Here is a 21,089-nt window from a genome sequence, read left to right as displayed (position 1 = left end):
CGGGTCTGGCACTCCCCCCTGGAGAGTGCCAACACAGCGACGGGCAGGTCCGGCACCCGCGACGACGGATCCACCTGGTCGCCACCTCAGACAGTCAACCCCGTGATCTCCGAAGGGGGAGGTCGGATCGTGACGACCACCAGCTCCAAGGTTGCCATCAAGCCGCTCGAGGACCGCATTGTGGTCCAGCCGCTCGACGCCGAGCAGACCACCGCCTCTGGCCTGGTCATCCCGGACACCGCCAAGGAGAAGCCCCAGGAGGGCGTCGTCCTGGCCGTGGGCCCGGGCCGCTTCGAGAACGGCGAGCGCCTGCCGCTCGACGTCAAGACCGGCGACATCGTGCTGTACAGCAAGTACGGCGGCACCGAGGTGAAGTACAACGGCGAGGAGTACCTCGTCCTCTCGGCTCGCGACGTGCTCGCGATCATCGAGAAGTAATTCACCGAAGCATTTCTCTGAGCTGCGCCCCTGGCCCCCCGACCACTAACAAGCCGGGCGCCCGGGGCGCAGTCTCTTTTCACCTAGATTTCCGAGAGGGCTCACGCTCCCATGGCGAAGATCCTGAAGTTCGACGAGGACGCCCGTCGCGCCCTCGAGCGCGGCGTCAACAAGCTTGCCGACACGGTCAAGGTGACGATCGGCCCCAAGGGTCGCAACGTCGTCATCGACAAGAAGTTCGGCGCTCCCACCATCACCAACGACGGTGTCACGATCGCCCGTGAGGTCGAGATCGAGGACCCGTACGAGAACCTCGGCGCCCAGCTGGTGAAGGAGGTGGCGACCAAGACCAACGACATCGCGGGTGACGGCACCACCACCGCCACCGTGCTGGCCCAGGCGCTGGTCCGCGAGGGCCTGAAGAACGTCGCCGCGGGTGCCTCCCCGGCCGCCCTGAAGAAGGGCATCGACGCCGCGGTCAAGGCCGTGTCCGAGGAGCTCCTCGCGACCGCCCGCCCGATCGACGAGAAGTCCGACATCGCCGCCGTCGCCGGTCTGTCCGCCCAGGACAGCCAGGTCGGCGAGCTCATCGCCGAGGCGATGGACAAGGTCGGCAAGGACGGTGTCATCACCGTCGAGGAGTCCAACACCTTCGGTCTGGAGCTGGACTTCACCGAGGGCATGGCCTTCGACAAGGGCTACCTGTCGCCCTACATGGTCTCCGACCAGGAGCGTATGGAGGCCGTCCTCGACGACCCGTACATCCTGATCAACCAGGGCAAGATCTCCTCGATCCAGGACCTGCTGCCGCTGCTCGAGAAGGTCATCCAGTCGGGTGCCTCCAAGCCGCTGCTGATCATCGCCGAGGACGTCGACGGCGAGGCCCTGTCGACCCTGGTCGTCAACAAGATCCGCGGCACGTTCAACGCGGTCGCCGTCAAGGCTCCCGGCTTCGGTGACCGCCGCAAGGCGATGCTCCAGGACCTGGCGGTCCTCACCGGCGCCACGGTCATCTCCGAGGAGGTCGGCCTCAAGCTCGACCAGGTCGGCCTGGACGTGCTCGGCACCGCCCGCCGCGTCACCGTCACCAAGGACGACACCACGGTCGTCGACGGTGCCGGCGACTCCTCCGAGGTCACGGGCCGCGTCGCCCAGATCAAGGCCGAGATCGAGAACACCGACTCCGACTGGGACCGCGAGAAGCTCCAGGAGCGCCTCGCGAAGCTGGCCGGCGGCGTGTGCGTGATCAAGGTCGGCGCCGCCACCGAGGTGGAGCTGAAGGAGAAGAAGCACCGTCTGGAGGACGCCATCTCCGCGACCCGCGCCGCGGTCGAGGAGGGCATCGTCTCCGGTGGTGGCTCCGCTCTGGTCCACGCCGCCAAGGTGCTCGAGGGCGGCCTCGGCAAGACCGGCGACGAGGCCACCGGTGTCGCGGTCGTCCGCAAGGCCGTCGTCGAGCCGCTGCGCTGGATCGCGGAGAACGCCGGCCTCGAGGGCTACGTCATCACCGCCAAGGTCGCCGAGCTCGACAAGGGCCAGGGCTTCAACGCCGCGACCGGCGAGTACGGCGACCTGGTCAAGGCCGGCGTCATCGACCCGGTCAAGGTCACCCGCTCCGCCCTGGAGAACGCCGCCTCCATCGCCTCCCTCCTCCTGACGACCGAGACCCTGGTCGTCGAGAAGAAGGAAGAGGAGGAGCCGGCCGCCGGTGGTCACGGCCACGGCCACTCCCACTGAGCCCAGCGCTCGCAAAGGGCCCCGTTCCGCACACCCGTGCCGGACCGGGGCCCTTCCCCTTCGCGGGTCACTCCCCGAGTACTCCCAGCTGTTCCATCAGCCCGGCCCGGTCGTACTGCCACCAGCCCTCGCAGATCATCCCGTCCCGGAACCGGTGCCAGGTGGTGCCGCTCATGGTGACGTTCTGGCCGGTGGCCGGGATCCCGAGGAAATCGCCCTTGTGCCGGCCGGCCACGGTCCATCGGGTGCACACCCGGTCGTCCTGGGCGATCTGGTCGTCGACCCGGAAGGCGAGGTCGAAGGCCTGCACCCACCCGGCATACACCTCGCGCGACCTCTGCAGCCCGACGTCGCCGGGGTTGGCCGGGTCATGCTCCAGGTAGTCGTCGGAGAACCGTTCGAACACGGCGTCCGTCTCGGACCGCCCGGCCCGCTCGAAGAACTCCCGTGACGTCGCCGGGTTGAGCTGCTCGTCCCGCACCACGTCCAGATCCGTGAAGGTCGGCATCTCGTCGCACAGCGCGACCATCCCCTGGAAGATCCGTTCGGTCTCCGGCAGTCCCGAATTCCGCATCGCCTCCTCGTACGACGGGAACTCCACGATCTCGACGAAGTGCGACGTGTCGGACCGGTCCTTGCCGACCACCGCGTGCGTCGCGGTCCGCTTTCCCTTGGTCTGCTCGACCCACGTGTCCATCAGCCGGTCCATCTCGTCGAAACGGCTGGTCCTGCAGTCGATGAGCTGTACGAACGTCATACGCGATCACCTCCGGCCCCCCTGGGTCCGGTTCGAACAGCACCATTGTCCGCCTTTTCGGGCCTTACTGCGGCCCGTACTTCCGCCCCGTCCGCGACGAGATCCCGCCCAGCAGACCCCGCGGCGCCACCTTCACCAACCCCATCAGCGCCTTGTACCGCGGGTCCGGGACAGACAGCGACTTCCCGCGGGACAGGTCGCTCAGCGCCGCGGCCACCAGCTTGTCCGCGTCGAGCCACATCCAGCCCGGGATGTTGTCCGTGCCCATCCCGGCCCGCTGGTGGAACTCCGTGCGCACGAAGCCGGGGCACAGCGCCATGAGCCGTACGCCACTGCCCGCGAGGTCCTTCGCCGCGCCCTGCGTGAACTGCACGACCCACGCCTTCGAGGCGCCATACGTGCCACGAGGCACGAACGCGGCCACCGACGCGACGTTCACCACACCCCCGCGCCCCCGCTCCCGCATCGCCTCCGTCGCCGCCGACGTCAGGCGCAGCACCGCCTCGCAGTGCACCTTGAGCATCTTCAGCTCGTCGGCCATGGAGACGTCGAGATAACGGCCCTTGTTGCCGAAGCCGGCGTTGTTGACGAGGAGGTCGACGGGGGACCTGCGGTCGGAGAGGCGGGCGGCGACCGCCTCGATGCCCGCGTCCGTGGCGAGGTCGGCGGTGAGGACCTCGGCCTCGATGCCGTGGCGGTCGTGGAGTTCGGTCGCCTGTTCCTGGAGCCGCTTGGTGTCGCGGGCCACCAGCACCAGGTTGTGCCCGTCAGCCGCCAGCCGTCGTGCGAACGCGGCACCGATGCCCGCGGTCGATCCCGTAATCAATGCCGTTGTCATGGCGCAAGGTTAATGACCGGGACCGACAGCGTCCGCCTGCGGAGGACGCCGTCAGGCGCCGTTCTGCTCCACATACGCGAGCGCCCACGTCCGCAGCTCCGAATGGAGTGCCCCACCCGCCGCCAGCAGCCGTGGCTGGAGCGGCCGTTCGGTGGTCATCGCCCGGTTGGATCATCCGCGAATACGCCCCGGGCGCGCCCCTCTGCGTGAACCGCTGCACCCACCGCTTCTCGTCCATGTGGCCCTGAAAGGTGCCGCACGGGATGCGCGCGCTCGTGACCTCGAGCACCACCGCGGGCCCGAGGCGCCGGCGCTCGCCGATCAGCGCGCCGGAGACGTCGATGCCCCGCGTCGTGAGGTTCTCACCGAAGGCGCCGTTGGCCAACGAGCGGCCCAGCTCGCCCTCCCACGCGTCCAGGTCCTCGCGCGCCATGGCGTACACGGCCTGGTCGTCGCCGCCGTGGTGCTGCTTCTTGCACACCGCGTCCCCGGCGAGCCCATTCCCACGGATGCCCTGGGGGACCCGGCGCGGCCACCCGCACCGGCCCGTCGACCGGCCGCTTGTCGATACGGCAAGGGACCGGAACCCAAAGATGCCATGCATTATTCGTCGCCGTATCAAAGCAGGGCTTATCCTCGAAACGTGATCGAGGCCCGACATCTCCGTGTTCTGCGTGCCGTCGCCGCGACCGGCTCCTTCTCCGCCGCGGGGCGTGAACTGGGCTGCACCCAGCCCGCCGTCAGCCAGCAGATGAAGGCCCTGGAGACGTCCGTGGGCACGCCGTTGCTCATCCGCAGCGGACGCGAGATGCGGCTGACGCAGGCGGGCGAGGCGCTGGTGCGGCACGCCGCCGGCATCCTGGCGGGGCTGACGGCGGCGGAGGAGGAGGTCGCCGCCATCGCCGGCCTGCGGGCCGGGCGCGTTCGGCTCGTCTCCTTCCCCAGCGGCAGCTCCACCCTCGTCCCCACCGCCCTCGCCGCCCTGCGCGCCGCCCACCCCGGCACCCGCGTCTTTCTGGAGGAGGCCGAACCCCCGCAGTCCGTCGGCCTGCTGCGGGAGGGCGACTGCGACATCGCGCTCGCCTTCCGGTACGAGGGTGCCGGGGGCGGTGACGAGTGGGACGACCTCGTCGTACGGCCCCTGCTGACCGACCGGCTCGTCGCCCTCGTACCGGAGCGGCACCGGCTCGCGCGCGCGGGGGCCGTGTCCATCGGGGAGCTCGCCGGGGAGTCGTGGATCGCCGGATGCCCGCGCTGCCGCGGCCAGTTGGTCGAGGTGTGCGAGGGAGCCGGCTTCACGCCCCGCATCGATTTCGCGACCGACGACTATCCGGCGGTCGTCGGCCTGGTGGGCGCGGGCCTCGGCGTCGCCGTCCTGCCCCAGCTCGCGGTCGAGTCCGTACGGCCACGAGGCGCGCGCACGGTGACACTGGAACCGGCGGTCCGGCGGGAGATCGTCGCGCTCACGCTGCCCGATCTGGCCCAGGTGCCGGCGGTGGCGGCGACGCTGGAGCAACTGGCGCGCGCGGCCGACCGGTAGGCCGAAAAGAATGAAGGGCACGCGTGCGTGCCCTTCCTGGAGAAACGTTCCTTCAGTTGTTCGATGCGGCGCTCCCCACGGACGACGCGGACACCAGCCGGTGCCGCGCCCGCCCCATGAGCTCCTCGCGCTCGTCCTCGGTCAGCCCGCCCCATACGCCGTACGGTTCTCTCACCGCGAGCGCGTGCGCCGCGCACTGCGCGCGTACCGGGCACCTCATGCAGACCTCCTTGGCCGAGTTCTCGCGAGCGCTCCGGGCCGCACCGCGCTCGCCCTCCGGATGGAAGAAGAGCGAGCTGTCCACCCCGCGACAGGCGGCCAGGAGCTGCCAGTCCCAAAGGTCCGCGTTCGGTCCGGGAAGGCGGGAGAAATCTGCCATTGCGTGACCCCTTGTAGCCGTTCTGGGCGGATACGGTGTCCACGACCGTACATCTACGATCTAAGGAGATGAAAATATGACTCATTGCGAATCTAGCCTCAGACACCAGGAAATGGGAAGAAAAGGGTCTGAATGGGGCATGGGTTGTGATGAAACGTTGTGGGTCCGCCGTGCATGTCTGCACCGTGTCCGCGCCCTCACGTAGAGTGCCGAAGACAGTGCGCAGCCCCGTAACTCTTTCGGGTGACCGTCGTTGAGAGTGCGGAGGCGGTTGAAAACACAAGCGCTCGGACAGGCGTCCGAGTCGGTCGACCGCACAGGTGACGATTTCGTACCAGCCTGGAGGCTCAAGGTGACGTGCATCAGCTGCGGAGGACGGCCATGACATCCGTCCTCGTCTGCGACGACTCCCCGCTTGCCCGAGAGGCGCTCCGCCGCGCGGTCGCGACCGTGCCCGGCGTCGAGCGCGTGACGACCGCGGCCAACGGCGAGGAAGTCCTCCGCCGCTGGGGCGCGGACCGTTCGGACCTGATTCTGATGGACGTACGCATGCCCGGTCTGGGCGGCGTCGAGACCGTGCGGCGGCTGCTGTCGGCGGACCCCGGTGCGCGCATCATCATGCTCACGGTCGCGGAGGACCTCGACGGGGTCGCTCTCGCGGTGGCCGCGGGTGCCCGGGGCTACCTTCACAAGGACGCCTCACGCGCGGAGTTGCGCGCCACGGTGACGCAGGCGCTCGCCGACCCGACCTGGCGGCTCGCCCCGCGTCGGCTGCGGTCGGCGGAGATGGGCGCGGCGCCCACGCTCACCGCGCGTGAGATCCAGGTGCTCGAAGGCATGAGTCACGGTCGCTCCAACGCGGAGATCGGGCGTGAGCTCTTTCTCTCCGAGGACACCGTCAAGACGCACGCTCGGCGGTTGTTCAAGAAGCTGGGTGCCTCGGACCGGGCGCATGCGGTCGCGCTCGGCTTCCGCTGGGGCCTGGTGCGCTGAGCATTGCGTCACGTGCGGTCGTAGTAAGGCTGCGGGTTGTTCGTGGCTGGTCGCGCAGTTCCCCGCGCCCCTGACGGGGCGCGGTCGAGCGGCCCCTTCGATGCCCCGCTGCCTGTTTCGTGGCGGATGCCGCATCCTTGGAGATGTGGAGTCTCTCGGGGACGAGTCGGTCGAGCGGAAGGGGAGGGCGCAGGGTATGGCTTCCGGCGCACCTGCTCATAACGCTTCGGTGCACAACAACCAGCGCGATGCCACGGATCCAACGACGCCAGGGCACCATGGACCGATGCGCGACGACGAGGCGGCTCATCCCCATGGGGCGATCGGTGCGCTCGTCCACAGTGCAGTGGAGGGGGACGAGCAGGCCACGCACGACCTGCTCGCCCATGTCCACCCGCTGGCCCTGCGCTACTGCCGCACCCGGCTGTCCCGGCTCCCGGGTGACGCCCGGCACTTCGTGGAGGACCTCGCGCAGGAGGTCTGCGTAGCCGTCCTCCTCGCCCTGCCGCGCTATCGCGACACCGGGCGCCCCTTCGAGGCGTTCGTCTTCGCCATCGCCGCGCACAAGGTCGCCGACCTGCAGCGCGCGGCCATGCGCCACCCCGGTTCGACGGCGGTTCCGTCCGACGAGATGCCGGAGCGGCCCGACGACTCGCTCGGCCCCGAGGAGCGGGCGCTGCTCAGCAGCGACGCCGAATGGGCCAAGAAGCTGCTGGCCAACCTCCCCGAGAACCAGCGCGAACTGCTGCTGCTGCGCATCGCCGTGGGGTTGACGGCGGAGGAGACGGGTCAGATGTTGGGAATGTCACCCGGTGCGGTCCGTGTGGCGCAGCACCGGGCGCTGAGCAGGTTGCGAGCGCTGGCCGAGCAGTAGGGCGCGCTCCTGAACGGGCGGCGCGCCGCTTCCGTACGAACATACGAAGCCCGGAGCGGGTCCGAACCGTGGAATCCGTGGAATGTGACGCGCTTGCTTCCCGTTAGCATGGACATCCGCACCGATCAAGGCCATTTGGGGAAGGTGTCATGACTGCAAACGTCGACGGAGTGCCCGACAAATTCGCGACGCTCGGGCTGACCTACGACGACGTGCTGCTGCTGCCGGGAGCGTCCGCAGTGCTCCCGAACGCGGTCGACACCTCGTCCCTCATTTCCCGCAACGTCCGGGTGAACATCCCCCTGCTCTCGGCGGCCATGGACAAGGTGACCGAGTCCCGCATGGCCATCGCGATGGCCCGCCTCGGCGGCGTCGGCGTGCTGCACCGCAACCTCTCCGTCGAGGACCAGGTCAACCAGGTCGACCTGGTGAAGCGGTCCGAGTCCGGCATGGTCACCGACCCGATCACCGTGCACCCGGAGGCGACCCTCGCCGAGGCCGACGCCCTGTGCGCCAAGTTCCGCATCAGCGGTGTCCCGGTCACCGACCCGGCCGGCAAGCTCCTCGGCATCGTCACCAACCGTGACATGGCCTTCGAGTCCGACCGTAGTCGCCAGGTGCGCGAGGTCATGACGCCGATGCCGCTGGTCACCGGCCAGGTCGGCATCTCCGGCGCCGACGCCATGGACCTGCTGCGCAAGCACAAGATCGAGAAACTGCCGCTCGTCGACGACTCCGGTGTCCTCAAGGGCCTGATCACCGTCAAGGACTTCGTCAAGGCGGAGAAGTACCCGAGCGCCGCCAAGGACTCCGAAGGCCGCCTCCTCGTAGGTGCCGCCGTCGGCGCCAGCCCCGAGGCCCTGGAGCGCGCCCAGGCGCTCGCCGAGGCCGGTGTGGACTTCCTGGTCGTGGACACCTCGCACGGCCACAACAGCAACGCCCTCAGCTGGATGGCGAAGATCAAGTCGAGCGTCGGCGTCGACGTGATCGGCGGCAACGTCGCCACGCGTGACGGCGCCCAGGCGCTGATCGACGCCGGTGTCGACGGCATCAAGGTCGGAGTCGGACCGGGCTCCATCTGCACCACGCGCGTGGTCGCCGGCATCGGCGTCCCGCAGGTCACCGCCATCTACGAGGCCTCCCTCGCCGCCCGTCCCGCGGGCATCCCGCTCATCGGCGACGGCGGCCTGCAGTACTCCGGTGACATCGGCAAGGCGCTCGCCGCCGGCGCCGACACCGTGATGCTGGGCTCGCTGCTCGCGGGCTGCGAGGAGTCGCCCGGCGAACTGCAGTTCATCAACGGCAAGCAGTTCAAGTCGTACCGCGGCATGGGCTCGCTCGGTGCCATGCAGTCCCGGGGCCAGGGCAAGTCGTACTCGAAGGACCGCTACTTCCAGGCCGAGGTCGCCGCCGACGACAAGCTCGTGCCCGAGGGCATCGAGGGCCAGGTGCCCTACCGCGGCCCGCTGTCCAGCGTCCTGCACCAGCTCGTGGGCGGGCTGCGTCAGACCATGGGCTACGTGGGCGCGGCCACCATCGACGAGATGGAGTCCAAGGGCCGCTTCGTGCGGATCACCTCGGCGGGCCTCAAGGAGAGCCACCCGCACGACATCCAGATGACGGTCGAGGCCCCGAACTACAGCCGCAAGTGAGCCCTTGCTGAGAGCCACGCGCGCGTGAGGGCGGTCCCGGAGCATCCGGGGCCGCCCTTGTCGTACCCGTCGGCGATACTGGAAGACGCTGAACGCATCAGGGAAAGGCCACACATCGTGACTGAGATCGAGATCGGGCGCGGCAAGCGCGGCCGCCGGGCGTACGCCTTCGACGACATCGCCGTCGTCCCCAGCCGTCGTACGCGCGACCCGAAGGAGGTCTCGATCGCCTGGCAGATCGACGCCTACCGCTTCGAGCTGCCCTTCCTGGCCGCCCCCATGGACTCGGTCGTCTCCCCGGCCACCGCGATCCGTATAGGAGAACTCGGCGGCCTCGGCGTCCTGAACCTCGAGGGCCTGTGGACCCGGTACGAGGACCCGCAGCCGCTGCTCGACGAGATCGCCGGGCTGGACGTGGACGCCGCGACCCGGCGCCTGCAGGAGATCTACTCCGCCCCCATCAAGGAGGAGCTGATCGGTGCGCGCATCAAGGAGGTGCGCGACTCGGGTGTGGTCACCGCGGCCGCGCTCTCCCCGCAGCGCACGGCGCAGTTCTCCAAGGCAGTGGTGGACGCGGGTGTGGACATCTTCGTCATCCGCGGCACGACGGTCTCGGCGGAGCACGTCTCCGGCTCGCACGAGCCGCTGAACCTGAAGCAGTTCATCTATGAACTCGACGTTCCGGTGATCGTCGGCGGCTGCGCCACGTACACCGCCGCCCTGCACCTGATGCGCACGGGCGCGGCGGGCGTCCTGGTCGGCTTCGGCGGCGGCGCCGCGCACACCACGCGGAACGTGCTGGGCATCCAGGTACCGATGGCGACGGCCGTGGCCGACGTGGCCGCCGCCCGCCGGGACTACATGGACGAGTCCGGCGGCCGGTACGTGCACGTCATCGCGGACGGTGGTGTGGGCTGGTCCGGCGACCTCCCCAAGGCGATCGCCTGTGGCGCGGACGCCGTCATGATGGGCTCCCCGCTGGCCCGTGCCACGGACGCGCCCGGCCGCGGCCACCACTGGGGCATGGAGGCCGTCAACGAGGAGCTGCCGCGCGGCAAGAAGGTCGACCTCGGCACGGTCGGCACCATCGAGGAGGTCCTGGCGGGCCCGTCGCACATCCCGGACGGCTCGATGAACTTCTTCGGCGCGCTGCGGCGGGCGATGGCCACGACCGGGTACAGCGAGCTGAAGGAGTTCCAGCGGGTCGAGGTGACGGTCGCGGACTCGCAGCACAAGCGGTAGGGCTTACGGCGGGAAGGGGGCCGGTCACCTGGTGGTGACCGGCCCCCTTTCGTATGCCCGGGGCTTTGCGAGGCGGGCGGCGCGTGGGGTGGTGCGGCGGCGCGCGGTTGTGTTCGGGGTGGAAACGGGCTGGTCAGCCGGGCCGAGGGCGATAACGTCCGTGTCGGCGCCCCAGGTTCCTGGAGCGCCCCCTTCCAAGGATTTGGTTCCGGACCCCGCTCCTCGGGGCCCGGCCCGATTTCCGACGGACCGTCCACCGGGCTACTGGGCGGTGTCGTGGAAGGGGGCGTCCATGGGACGTCACCGCAAGCCCACTCGCTGGGATCAGATCCGTCTGCGGATGGTGAAGTGCCGGAGGAGGTGGATCTTGCGGATTTTCGGATGGTGAGCGGCCGCCCCCAAGGAAGCTAGGGGCGGACACTCCGTGAACCATCAGGAGCCTGCCGCAGCAGCCACTGCGGTGGGCTCCACCTTGTTGGTGGGCTGGTGATCGGCCGTCCCCATGGCAACTAGGGGCGCACACTCCGTGAACCATCCAGGAGCCTGCCGCAGTGGCCACTGCGGAGGACCCACCTGTCTCCGTAAGGTACCCGCGCCGCGTCCCGCATGCCACCGGCTCCGGAGCCGGGTCCATCCGCGCGCCCCCCTTCACAACCTGTGCGCCGCCCCTGTAGGCGTGGCCCCCCGTGTGTCCAGCAGCAGCTGGGCCTTCACCGACAGGCCTTGCAGGTCGTACGTCCGGTGCTGCTGGAGCAGGATCGTCAGGTCCGCGTCGGCCGCCGCCTCGTAGAGGGAGTCCGCGCGCGGGACCGGGCGGTCCAGGACGCTCCAGGACGGGATGTGGGGGTCGTGGTAGCTGACGGCGGCGCCGAGTTCCATCAGGCGTACGGCGACCTCCTGGGCGGGGGTGCCCTGCTGGTCGGCGAGGTCGGGCTTGTAGGTGACGCCCAGCAGGAGGACGCGGGCACCCCGCGCGGACTTGCCGTGCTCGTTGAGGAGAGCGGCGCCGCGCTGGACGACGTAACGGGGCATCTGGTCGTTGACCTGCCGGGCGAGCTCGACCATGCGCAGGGTGCGGCCGCCGCCGAGGCTGCCGCCGGTCAGGTCGCGGGGGACCGCGTGACCGCCGACGCCCGGGCCGGGGCGGAAGGCCTGGAAGCCGAACGGCTTGGTCTCCGCGCAGCGGATGACGTCCCAGAGGTCGACGCCGAGGTCGTGGCAGAGGACGGCCATCTCGTTGACGAGGGCGATGTTGACGTGCCGGAAGTTGGTCTCCAGGAGCTGGACGGTCTCCGCCTCTCGCGGGCCACGCGCGCGTACCACCTTGTCGGTGAGGCGCGAGTAGAAGGCGGCGGCCGACTCCGTGCACGCGGGCGTGAGGCCGCCGATCACCTTGGGAGTGTTGGCGGGCGTGAAGTCGCGGTTGCCGGGGTCGACGCGGCTGGGGGAGTAGGCGAGGTGGAAGTCGCGGCCCGCGCGCAGACCCGAGCCCTTCTCCAGGAGCGGGCGCAGGAACTCCTCGGTGGTGCCCGGGGGCACGGGGGACTCCAGGATGACGGTGGTGTGAGGGCGCAGGTGTGTGCTCAGGGTGCGGGCGGCCCCCTCCACCTGGCTCAGGTCCAGGCCGCCGTCCGGGGCCGGCGGGGTCGGTGCGCAGATGACCGCCGTACGGACGCGGCCGAGTTCGGCCGGCCCCGCGGCCGTCCGGAAGCCCCCCGAGAGCATCCGGCGCAGTTCCGCGGGGCTGAGGGATCCGGCCTCGGGGCCGGTGCGGTAGCCGAGGGTGGAGATGCCGGCGGCGACAGCGGCCTGGGCCAGGGGCAGTCCGTAGGGGCCGAGTCCGATCACGGCGAGATCTGCGGGCATGGCGTGGGCCGTCCTTCCCAGTAACCGAAGCGGGACAGGTGCGCAAGCCCTGTGGACTGGACGAGCGAGCGCAATGTCAGACTAGGAGTAAATATGACCGAAATACGTCATTGGTTCCGTGTGTCTTCCTGCAGGGTTGTGAGCCCGAGTGGCCTTCGGGGTACGCGGTGGTGAAAGTTATCCACAGGCTGAGGGCGACTGGTGGCCGAAGTCGGGCAAGCCGGTCAGACTTTGGGCACGGGCGGGTACGTGTGAGACCGGCGCGACCGACAGCGGGAGGCAGTGGTGAGGACAGCGACACTGGGGCCGGCACAGCGTGCCGAGTCACTCGCATCAATGGCCGAGCGCGAACTGGACATCCTGGTGGTGGGAGCCGGCGTGGTCGGTGCGGGTACCGCGCTCGACGCGGTGACCCGGGGCCTGTCCGTGGGACTGGTCGAGGCGCGTGACTGGGCCTCGGGCACTTCCAGCCGCTCCAGCAAGCTGATCCACGGCGGTCTGCGCTATCTGGAGATGCTCGACTTTGCCCTCGTCCGCGAGGCATTGAAGGAGCGGGGACTGCTCCTCGAGCGGCTCGCCCCGCATCTCGTGAAGCCCGTGGCCTTCCTGTACCCCTTGCAGCACAAGGGCTGGGAGCGCCTGTACGCCGGCTCGGGCGTCGCGCTCTACGATGCCATGTCGATGGCCCGCGGGCATGGTCGGGGTCTGCCCACGCACCGGCACCTGAGCCATCGTCACGCCCTGCGCGTCGCGCCCGCCCTGAGGAAGGACGCGCTGGTCGGGGCACTTCAGTACTACGACGCCCAGATGGACGACGCCCGCTTCGTGGCCACCCTCGTGCGCACGGCGACCGCCTACGGCGCCAAGACCGCCAACCGCGCCCGGGTGACCGGGTTCCTGCGCGAGGGCGAGCGCGTGGTCGGGGCCCGGGTGCAGGACGTCGAGGCGGGCGGGGAGTACGAGATCCGCGCCAGGCAGGTGGTCAACGCGACCGGGGTGTGGACCGACGACACCCAGGCGATGGTCGGCGAGCGGGGACAGTTCCACGTCCGCGCCTCCAAGGGCATCCACCTCGTCGTGCCGAAGGACCGCATCCACTCCTCGACCGGGCTGATCCTGCGCACCGAGAAGTCCGTGCTGTTCGTCATCCCCTGGGGCCGGCACTGGATCATCGGCACCACGGACACCGACTGGGACCTCGACAAGGCCCACCCGGCCGCCTCCAGCGCGGACATCGACTACCTGCTGGAGCACGTGAACTCGGTGCTCGCGGTGCCGCTGACCCGGGACGACGTCCAGGGCGTGTACGCGGGCCTCAGGCCCCTGCTCGCCGGGGAGTCGGACGCCACCAGCAAGCTCTCGCGCGAACACACGGTGGCGCACCCGGTGCCGGGACTCGTCGTGGTCGCGGGCGGCAAATACACGACCTACCGGGTGATGGCCAAGGACGCCGTCGACGAGGCGGTGCACGGACTCGACACCCGGGTCGCCGAATGCGTCACGGAGGACGTGCCGCTGCTGGGCGCCGAGGGCTACCGGGCGCTGTGGAACGCGCGGGCGCGGATCGCGGCGCGTACCGGGCTTCATGTCGTCCGCGTGGAGCATCTGCTGAATCGGTACGGCGCCCTTGCCGAAGAGGTCCTCGACCTCATCGCCTCGGACACCACGCTGGGCGAGCCGCTTCAGGCCGCCGACGACTATCTGCGCGCCGAGGTCGTCTACGCCGCCTCGCACGAGGGAGCGCGACACCTGGACGACGTGCTGACCCGGCGCACCCGTATCTCCATCGAGACCTTCGACCGGGGTGTGCGCTCCGCCCGCGAGGCCGCCGAGCTGATGGCGCCGGTGCTCGGCTGGGACAAGGACCAGATCGAGCGCGAGGTCGAGCACTACGAGAAGCGGGTCGAGGCGGAGCGCGAGTCGCAGCGGCAGCCGGACGACCTGACCGCGGACGCGGCGCGGTTGGGGGCGCCGGACATCGCGCCGCTCTGAAGCCCCGGGTGAGTTCGGCCGCAGCTCGACCGAGTGTCAATGGACCGAGCACCACTGGACCGAGAGCATCACTCGAACGAGTGTCGTGAGCCGGGATCTTCGTTCGGAACCCGGTCGTTCTACGAGGTGCGGGGGCAGAACTCGGCGGCGAGCAGGGCCGGTTCGAGGTCGGGGTCTGCGATCGACGTCGTGTTCACGCGGAAGGTGAGGACGCGACGGCCGCCGACCGTGGCTGCGGTGCGCACGTAGCTGCCGGTGATGCGGCCGTTGTGTCCCCACACCGTCGTGCCGCACGGCAGCTTCACCGGGAACAGCCCCATGCCGTACAAGCCGTGTGCGGTGCGGGTGTCCGTCATCTCGTGCAGCCAGTACGGGGACAGCAGCCGTCCGCCGAGCAGCGCCGCGTAGAAGCGGTCCAGATCGGCGAGGGTGCTCACCAGCTCGCCCGCGGCCCCGGCCACCCGCGGGTCGAGCGCGGTGATGTCGGACCCGTCGGCGGTGTAGGCACGGCCGTGTGGAGAGGGGAGAGAGGTGCGCGAACCAGGAAAGGAGGTGCCGGTCAGACGCAGCGGGGCGATGATCCGCCGCTCGGCCTCCACCGCGTAGGAGTCACCGGTGACCTGACGGATCACCATGCCGAGCAGGACGTAGTTGGTGTTCGAGTAGAAGTAGCGACCGGGGTCGGCCGGAGGGTGGCTGAGGGCGATACGGACGGCTTGAGCAGGAGTGAGGGGAATCAGGCCCCGGGTGTCCGTGGTGAAGTCGTTCAGTCCGCTGGTGTGGGTGAGCAGGGCGCGAAGGGTCAGCGCGCGGCCGTCGTTGCCCGCTCCGCGCACCAGGCCGGGCAGGTGCCGCTCCACGGTGTCGGACAGCTTCAGCCGGTGCTCCGCGGCCAGTTGGAGGACGACCGTCGCGATGAAGGTCTTGGTGATGCTGCCGGCGCGGAAGTGGTCGGCGCGGGCGATTCCCGGTCCCGCCTCGGCGTAACGGGTTCCGCTCTGCTCCCGGGCCAGGTACGCCGCGGCGGGGGCGCCGCCCTGCGCGACCAGCAGCGGGAGCGTCGCGTCCGTGGGCGGGGCCGAGGGCGCCGAGGAGGCTGCCGGTGCCAGGGCGAGCAGCGCCAGGGACACAGGAACGACCAGTAGTGTCCGTAGCGACGGCATGGCGGGTCCTTCCTTGTCGGAGCCATCATGCAGGGTCGCGGAACAGGGACTCCACCCGGTCCTCGCGGGTGTGGCCGCCGCGGTGCCGGGGAGTACCGGAGGCCGGGTGGCGGCTGGGCGCCGACGGGTGCGACCGGTGTGCGGTGGCGGTGCGGCGGAGGAGTCCCTGGGCCCTGTCGTCGGACTCCCCCGGCCACGCCTGGCACGTGTGCTCGGTCCGGGCGGGCGGGAGCTGTGGGCCGAGGGGTGACGCGGGCCGGCGGGGCCTCTGTGGCGGCATCCCCGGGCCGTGCTGCGGGCGAGGTGGAGCCAGGGGCACCCTGGGCGTCGGGCACTTGTCGGGTGAGGGACAATGGAGGCTCTGTCAGGGCGGGTTCATGAGGGGACGCATGTCGGACGCGGAGCGGGCGGGAGCATCCCGGCAGGACGAGAACCACCGTCTCCTCGCCGGGCGGTACCGGCTGGGAGGAGTGCTCGGCCGCGGAGGCATGGGCACGGTGTGGCGTGCCGAGGACGAGACCCTGGGCAGGACGGTGGCCGTCAAGGAACTGCGGTTCCCGTCCAGCATCGACGAGGACGAGAAGCGCCGGCTGATCACGCGCACGCTGCGTGAGGCCAAGGCGATCGCGCGGATCCGCAACACCAGCGCGGTGACCGTGTACGACGTGGTCGACGAGGACGACCGGCCCTGGATCGTGATGGAGCTCGTCGAGGGCAAGTCGCTCGCCGAGGTCATCCGGGAGGACGGCCTGCTGGAGCCCAAGCGCGCGGCGGAGGTGGGCCTCGCGGTACTCGATGTGCTCAGGTCCGCGCACCGCGAGGGCATTCTGCACCGGGACGTGAAGCCGTCCAACGTGCTGATCTCCGAGGACGGCCGGGTCGTGCTCACCGACTTCGGCATCGCCCAGGTCGAGGGCGACCCGTCCATCACCTCCACCGGCATGCTCGTCGGCGCCCCCTCCTACATCTCCCCGGAGCGGGCCCGTGGGCACAAGCCGGGACCCGCGGCCGACCTGTGGTCGCTCGGCGGGCTGCTGTACGCGGCGGTCGAGGGCGCCCCGCCGTACGACAAGGGCTCCGCGATCGCGACGCTCACTGCGGTGATGACCGAGTCGCTGGAGGAGCCGAAGAACGCGGGACCGCTCAAGGACGTCATCTACGGCCTGCTCACCAAGGACCCTGCCCAGCGGCTCGACGACGGCCGTGCCCGGGCCATGCTCACCGCGGTGATCCACGCGCCCGAGCCGAAGCCGGCCGAGCCCGAGCCCGCGGCGGACGCGACCCGGGTGGTGCCGTTGCCGGCGCAGCCGCAGGAGCGTGCGGGCGGGGAGGGGCTGCGCGGGGCGCTGCGTTCCGTGCGCAAGGCCGCCGGGGCCGCGGCGACGTCCGCGGCCGCGACGCGCACCAAGTCCGGCAGCGGTACTGCGGGTTCGGGCGGCGGAAAGGTACCGGCCCAGGCTTCCGAGGCGGCACCGGCTGCCTCGGCCTCTCCCGCTGCCTCGACCTCTCCGGCCACCTCGGCTCCGTCTGCGTCTCAGGGGAAGGGGACGGCGAGTGCGCCGTCCGGGTCGGCTTCGACGTCGGCCCCGAGCGGGGCGGCCGGGGTCCGGGACGGAAAGACGCAGCAGACCAACGCGGTCTCGGACGGGCGGAGTTCGGGATGGCCCGTGATGACGCCACCGCCGGACCTGGCGCCGAGGCCGGTGCCCAGGGCGCCGCTGACCGATGTGGTGCCGCGGCGGACTCTGGTGATCATCGCGGTGGTCGTGGCGCTCGCGGTGATCGGTACCGTGCTGGCCCTCACGCTCGGCGGGGACGACAACGACGGGGCGAAGGGCGGCGGCTCCAAGGTGACGGCGGGCGCGAGCGCCGGTGCCGACACCAAGGAGGACGAGAGCGGGGGCACCCGGAGCGACGGGTCCACCACCGGGTCCGCCTCGCCGGAGACCGGTGCGGGGGCCGGTAACACGCCGAGCACCGAGGAGAGCGGCCGGAGTTCGCAAGGGTCCTCCGGTTCGGGGGGTTCCGCCGACGACGGTGCGGTGACCTCGACGCACAAGGGGAGTCAGGGGTACTCGATCGGGCTGCCGGAGGGGTGGAAGTTCCGGACCAGCAGTTCCGCGGGTGACCGGTTCACCGGGCCCGACGGGCAGAAGCTGCTCGTGGCCTGGACCACCACGCCCAAGGGCGACCCGGTGACGGACTGGGAGAACCAGGAGCAGGGCATGCGCCGCTCGCAGTACACCAAGATCCGCATAGAGAAGGTGGGCTACCGGGGCTGGAACGCGGCCGACTGGGAGTTCACCTATGTGGAGAGCGGGACGAAGTACCGGACGATAGACCGTGGATTCGTCGTGAACGGCCATCTCGGATATGCGTTGATGTACACCGCGAAAGCCGCGAACTGGGGCACTGAGCTGCGCAAGGACACATGGCACACGCTCGCTCGTACCTTCGAACCGAAGTCGTGACGCGCTCTGCGGTAGACGGTCATGTGTTTGGACCCTGAGATATGGAATCCCCTCTTTGCGGGTTGCCTCCGGCACGTATCGTGAGTGTTTGTGGACCGTCCGCATCCAGGTATCGGTACGGAACGGGCCGCAAGGCGAACGGAATTGACCAACCGGGCGGCCGGGGGAGGCAACGTGGACGACTATGCGGGTCGGGTGCTCGCCGACCGCTACCGCCTTCCGCTGCCTCCGTCCGACGAGTACGAACTCACCGAGACACGCGCCTTCGACACCTACAGCGGGCAGGAAGTCCTGGTCAGGCAGGTGCCGTTGCCCGAGGTCGTCGAGGCGGAGGTGCTCGACGCGGAGGGGCTGCCCGACGGGTTCACGGCCCGGGATCCCCGGGGCGCGCGGCGGACCTCGGGGCGGGGCGGTACCCGCCGGCCCACGGAGCCCGCCGTGCGGCGGGCCGTCGAGGCGGCGCAGGCCGCCGCCCGGATACCCGACCATCCACGGCTCGACCAGGTCTTCGACGTGTTCGCCGAGGGCGGTTCGCTGTGGATCGTCAGCGAGTCGGTGCCCGCGCGGCCGCTCGCGGCGTTGCTCGCCGAGAAGCCGCTGACGCCGTACCGGGCGGCCGAGGTCGCCTCGGACGTGCTCATGGCGCTGCGGGTGCTGCACGCGCACGGCTGGGTGCACCGCAACATCACCGCGCGTACGGTCCTCGTCTGCGACGACGGCCGCGTCATGCTGACCGGCCTCGCGGTCGGCGCGGCCGAGGAGGCACTGTGCGGGTACGACCCGGTGCCGGTCGAGGCGGGTGAGTGGGGCGCCGGGGACGGGGAGTCCGGGGCCGGGGCGGATGACGGTCCGGGCGGTGGACGTGCGGGTGCGGGGCCGCGTGAGTCTGCCGTGGGTCCGGGTGGTGGGCTCGGTGGGGCCGACGGGCGTGGGGAACCCGGTGGATACGGGGTTCCCGGGCAGGCGACGGGTCCGGCCGGTGGGTTCGGCGCCGCGGGCAGAAGTGGTGGTGCCGGGGCGCCCGGCGGGGCGGGTGGCGCTCGTACGGCTCTCGGGAACGGTGGCACGGGTGCGGCCTTCGGGCTGGACGCCCGAAGCGCCGGGCCGGGCCCGGGTGGTGCGGTCACCTTCGGTGGGGGTGATCCCGAGGCCGCCCGGCGGGCCGCGATCGAGGCACGGGAGGCCCGTGGGCTGCCCAGCGCCGGGGTGGAGGCGGCGAACGGGACCGGGCCCTCGGCCGAGCTCGTCCGCAGGGAGCCCGACGGCGATACGGACATCCGCGCGGCGCGGGCCGGAGCGATCGCCGCGTATCGGGCGGGGGCCCGCGCCGCGGCCCGGGTCCAGGAGGCGCAGAACAGCAGGGCCGCCCTGCCCGGAGCCCGCCCGGCACCGGAGGCCGACCCCGGCGCACGAACGCCCGGCGCCGACCCCGCCGTACAGACCGACGGGGTGGCGCAGCCGCCCTATCCGTCGGGCAATGGCGTGCCGCAGCCGCCGTATCCCTCGGCCAACGGCCTTGCACGGTCCCCGTATCCGGCGGTGAACGGCATCGAGCAGGCGCCCGGTGCCGGGGCTCCGGGGCAGACAGCCGACCCCTATGGAGCGCGCCCGGCTCCCTGGCACGGTGCCGTGCCGCGCGGCGGGGCCGCGGGGCCCGTGGGTGACGTTCCCGCTCTTGACGCCGTGCCTGCCGTTGATCAGGCGTCCGCGCCCACCCGCTGGGAGGACCTCCCCCCTGCCGATGCCCCCGCCCGTCGTGGTCCTGCCACCGCGCTCGCCGCCGAGCGGGCGCGGCAGGCCCGGATGGCCGTGGTGGGACCGGTCACCGAGCGCTGGGCGCCGGAGCAGGCCGGGCCGGTGCATGAGAACTGGCAGCTCGCCGCGCCCATCGGGCCCGCGACCGATCTGTGGGCTCTCGGGGCGCTGCTGTTCCGCGCCGTCCAGGGGCATGCGCCCTATCCCGAGGAGTCGACGGCCGAGCTGGTGCAGTTGGTGTGCGCCGAGCCGCCCGCCTTCGCGGAGGAGTGCGGGCCGCTCAGGCCGGTCGTGGAGTCGCTGCTGCGGCAGGACCCGACCGAGCGGCTGGACTTCGAGGAACTGCGCGGCTGGCTGCGGTCGCTGGTGCGGTCCGCGCCCGAGCCGGAGGCCGGCGCCCATGTCGTCGCCGCGCCCCCGGTGGACAGGAGCCGGCTGCCGATCGTGCGGCGCCGGGGCGAGTTGGTGCGCAGGCGGCGCGCCGGGCTGCCCGCGACGCACGGACGGCACAAGCGAGCCCGGGAGGAGGCCGCTCCTTCGCCGCGCCGCCTGGGCCGCACTCTGCTGCTGCTCATCCTGCTGGTGATGGCCGCGGCGATCGCGTACGCCATGTACTTCATGCCGAAGGCGGACCCCGACGACGAGGGCGCCGGGCAGAAGACCGGTTCCACCAGTCAGGCCGGCCCCGCGCAGTCCCCGTCGACCAGCAGTGAACCGCGGCCCGAGCAGACGACTCCCGAGCCGTCGCGGTCCAGCGGGGCCGCCGAGACCCAGACCGCCGGGCCCGAGGTCGCCGACGGCTTCACCCTGCGCACGGACCCCGAGGGCTTCAAGGTCGCGGTGGCGGGCGGCTGGGACCGCACCCCGAGGAACGGCCGCGGTCAGGTGGTCTACTCGCAGGGCAACTTCGAGCTGATCGTCGTCCCCGGGCGGGACACCGCGGCCGCGAACGGCAGCGATCCCATGGTCTACCAGCGGGAGAAGGAGCCAGAGCTCCAGCCGTACCGCGACTCCAGCTGGGCCACCGCCACCGGGCTGAAGTCGATCCAGGTGGGCACGCGGAGCATGGCAGAGGGGCAGTTCACCTGGACCGGCGACGACGGGCGCGAGTTGTACGTGCGCAATGTCGCGATCCTGATCGGCGGGAAGTACCACATCGTGCAGGTGCGCGGCCCGGAGGCGGAGCGGGACGAGGTGACCCGGCTGTACGAGCAGGCGTCGGCCACCTACCAGGTGACCGGCTGACGGACGCCGTACCGGCGGCGAGGGTTCACTCGTACTTCGCGGAAGCGACAACCGTCACAGTGAGGTCTCCTTGACGCCCCCCTGGTTCCCCTCGGCGCGGGCCGGTCCTTAGTCTGACTGCGTCAAGAGCATTGCGGGGAAACGTGA

15 protein-coding genes and 1 pseudogene are annotated in these 21,089 nt (G+C 70.9%); 10 read left to right on the top strand and 6 right to left on the bottom strand.

The genetic code is table 11. From position 1 onward, the window contains the following. Positions 1-129 precede the first annotated feature (129 nt). Positions 130-438: a co-chaperone GroES gene (gene groES / locus OG841_RS18715; protein WP_003998759.1), complete on the top strand. Its 309-nt coding sequence runs from the start codon at positions 130-132 to the stop codon at positions 436-438. Positions 439-549: 111 nt separating this feature from the next. Continuing rightward, the gene (gene groL, locus OG841_RS18710; protein WP_059204883.1) at positions 550-2,175 is read left to right on the top strand and encodes a chaperonin GroEL; all 1,626 of its coding nucleotides are present in this window, start codon (positions 550-552) and stop codon (positions 2,173-2,175) included. A 67-nt stretch (positions 2,176-2,242) separates the two neighbouring features. Here groL and OG841_RS18705 read toward each other — a convergent pair whose 3' ends face one another. From OG841_RS18705 to OG841_RS18695, 3 genes and pseudogenes are all read right to left on the bottom strand, one after another. Further along, on the bottom strand, positions 2,243-2,932 hold the full coding sequence (locus OG841_RS18705) for an ester cyclase (protein WP_328640437.1): 690 nt from the start codon (positions 2,930-2,932) through the stop codon (positions 2,243-2,245). A 64-nt stretch (positions 2,933-2,996) separates the two neighbouring features. Beyond that, entirely contained in the window at positions 2,997-3,770 is a 774-nt protein-coding gene (locus tag OG841_RS18700) for an SDR family NAD(P)-dependent oxidoreductase (protein WP_328640438.1), read from the bottom strand. Between the two features lie 51 nt (positions 3,771-3,821). Next, a pseudogene (locus OG841_RS18695) lies at positions 3,822-4,339 on the bottom strand (MOSC domain-containing protein). 74 nt (positions 4,340-4,413) lie between these two features. Between OG841_RS18695 and OG841_RS18690 the strand changes: the two are divergent. Continuing rightward, complete coding sequence (locus OG841_RS18690) at positions 4,414-5,310, top strand: LysR family transcriptional regulator (protein ID WP_365119564.1); 897 nt, start codon at positions 4,414-4,416, stop codon at positions 5,308-5,310. A gap of 52 nt (positions 5,311-5,362) precedes the next feature. Here the strand turns inward: OG841_RS18690 and OG841_RS18685 are convergent, their stop codons facing one another. Then, positions 5,363-5,689, bottom strand: coding sequence for a WhiB family transcriptional regulator (locus OG841_RS18685; RefSeq protein WP_328640439.1), 327 nt, complete (start codon positions 5,687-5,689; stop codon positions 5,363-5,365). A gap of 381 nt (positions 5,690-6,070) precedes the next feature. Here OG841_RS18685 and OG841_RS18680 point away from each other — a divergent pair, with 381 nt between their 5' ends. From OG841_RS18680 to OG841_RS18665, 4 genes are all read left to right on the top strand, one after another. Further along, positions 6,071-6,682, top strand: coding sequence for a response regulator transcription factor (locus tag OG841_RS18680; RefSeq protein WP_003948568.1), 612 nt, complete (start codon positions 6,071-6,073; stop codon positions 6,680-6,682). A 286-nt stretch (positions 6,683-6,968) separates the two neighbouring features. Next, the gene (locus tag OG841_RS18675) at positions 6,969-7,556 is read left to right on the top strand and encodes a sigma-70 family RNA polymerase sigma factor (RefSeq protein ID WP_007384137.1); all 588 of its coding nucleotides are present in this window, start codon (positions 6,969-6,971) and stop codon (positions 7,554-7,556) included. Positions 7,557-7,705: 149 nt separating this feature from the next. Next, positions 7,706-9,208 (top strand): IMP dehydrogenase, encoded by a 1,503-nt coding sequence (gene guaB, locus OG841_RS18670; protein ID WP_328640440.1) that lies wholly within the window; start codon positions 7,706-7,708, stop codon positions 9,206-9,208. Between the two features lie 117 nt (positions 9,209-9,325). After that, positions 9,326-10,450, top strand: a complete 1,125-nt coding sequence (locus OG841_RS18665) for a GuaB3 family IMP dehydrogenase-related protein (protein WP_059204877.1) — start codon at positions 9,326-9,328, stop codon at positions 10,448-10,450. A gap of 648 nt (positions 10,451-11,098) precedes the next feature. Here the strand turns inward: OG841_RS18665 and OG841_RS18660 are convergent. Further along, positions 11,099-12,316: a nucleotide sugar dehydrogenase gene (locus tag OG841_RS18660; protein ID WP_057607855.1), complete on the bottom strand. Its 1,218-nt coding sequence runs from the start codon at positions 12,314-12,316 to the stop codon at positions 11,099-11,101. Positions 12,317-12,601: 285 nt separating this feature from the next. Here OG841_RS18660 and OG841_RS18655 point away from each other — a divergent pair, with 285 nt between their 5' ends. After that, positions 12,602-14,308: a glycerol-3-phosphate dehydrogenase/oxidase gene (locus OG841_RS18655; protein ID WP_328640441.1), complete on the top strand. Its 1,707-nt coding sequence runs from the start codon at positions 12,602-12,604 to the stop codon at positions 14,306-14,308. A 119-nt stretch (positions 14,309-14,427) separates the two neighbouring features. Here the strand turns inward: OG841_RS18655 and OG841_RS18650 are convergent, their stop codons facing one another. Beyond that, positions 14,428-15,471 carry a serine hydrolase domain-containing protein gene (locus tag OG841_RS18650; RefSeq protein ID WP_371566169.1) on the bottom strand — a complete coding sequence of 348 codons (1,044 nt, stop codon included), beginning with the start codon at positions 15,469-15,471 and terminating at the stop codon, positions 14,428-14,430. A gap of 389 nt (positions 15,472-15,860) precedes the next feature. Between OG841_RS18650 and OG841_RS18645 the strand changes: the two genes are divergently transcribed. Together OG841_RS18645 and OG841_RS18640 are read left to right on the top strand one after the other, a co-directional pair. After that, complete coding sequence (locus OG841_RS18645; RefSeq protein ID WP_371566167.1) at positions 15,861-17,942, top strand: serine/threonine-protein kinase; 2,082 nt, start codon at positions 15,861-15,863, stop codon at positions 17,940-17,942. Between the two features lie 174 nt (positions 17,943-18,116). Further along, entirely contained in the window at positions 18,117-20,942 is a 2,826-nt protein-coding gene (locus OG841_RS18640) for a protein kinase (RefSeq protein WP_371566165.1), read from the top strand. The last annotated feature ends 147 nt before the right edge of the window (positions 20,943-21,089 follow it).

The organism is Streptomyces canus (assembly GCF_041435015.1).
GTDB classification, from domain to species: Bacteria; Actinomycetota; Actinomycetes; order Streptomycetales; family Streptomycetaceae; genus Streptomyces; species Streptomyces canus_G.
Note: the sequence above shows the minus strand (reverse complement) of the source record. Positions and strands in the feature narration are given on the sequence as shown.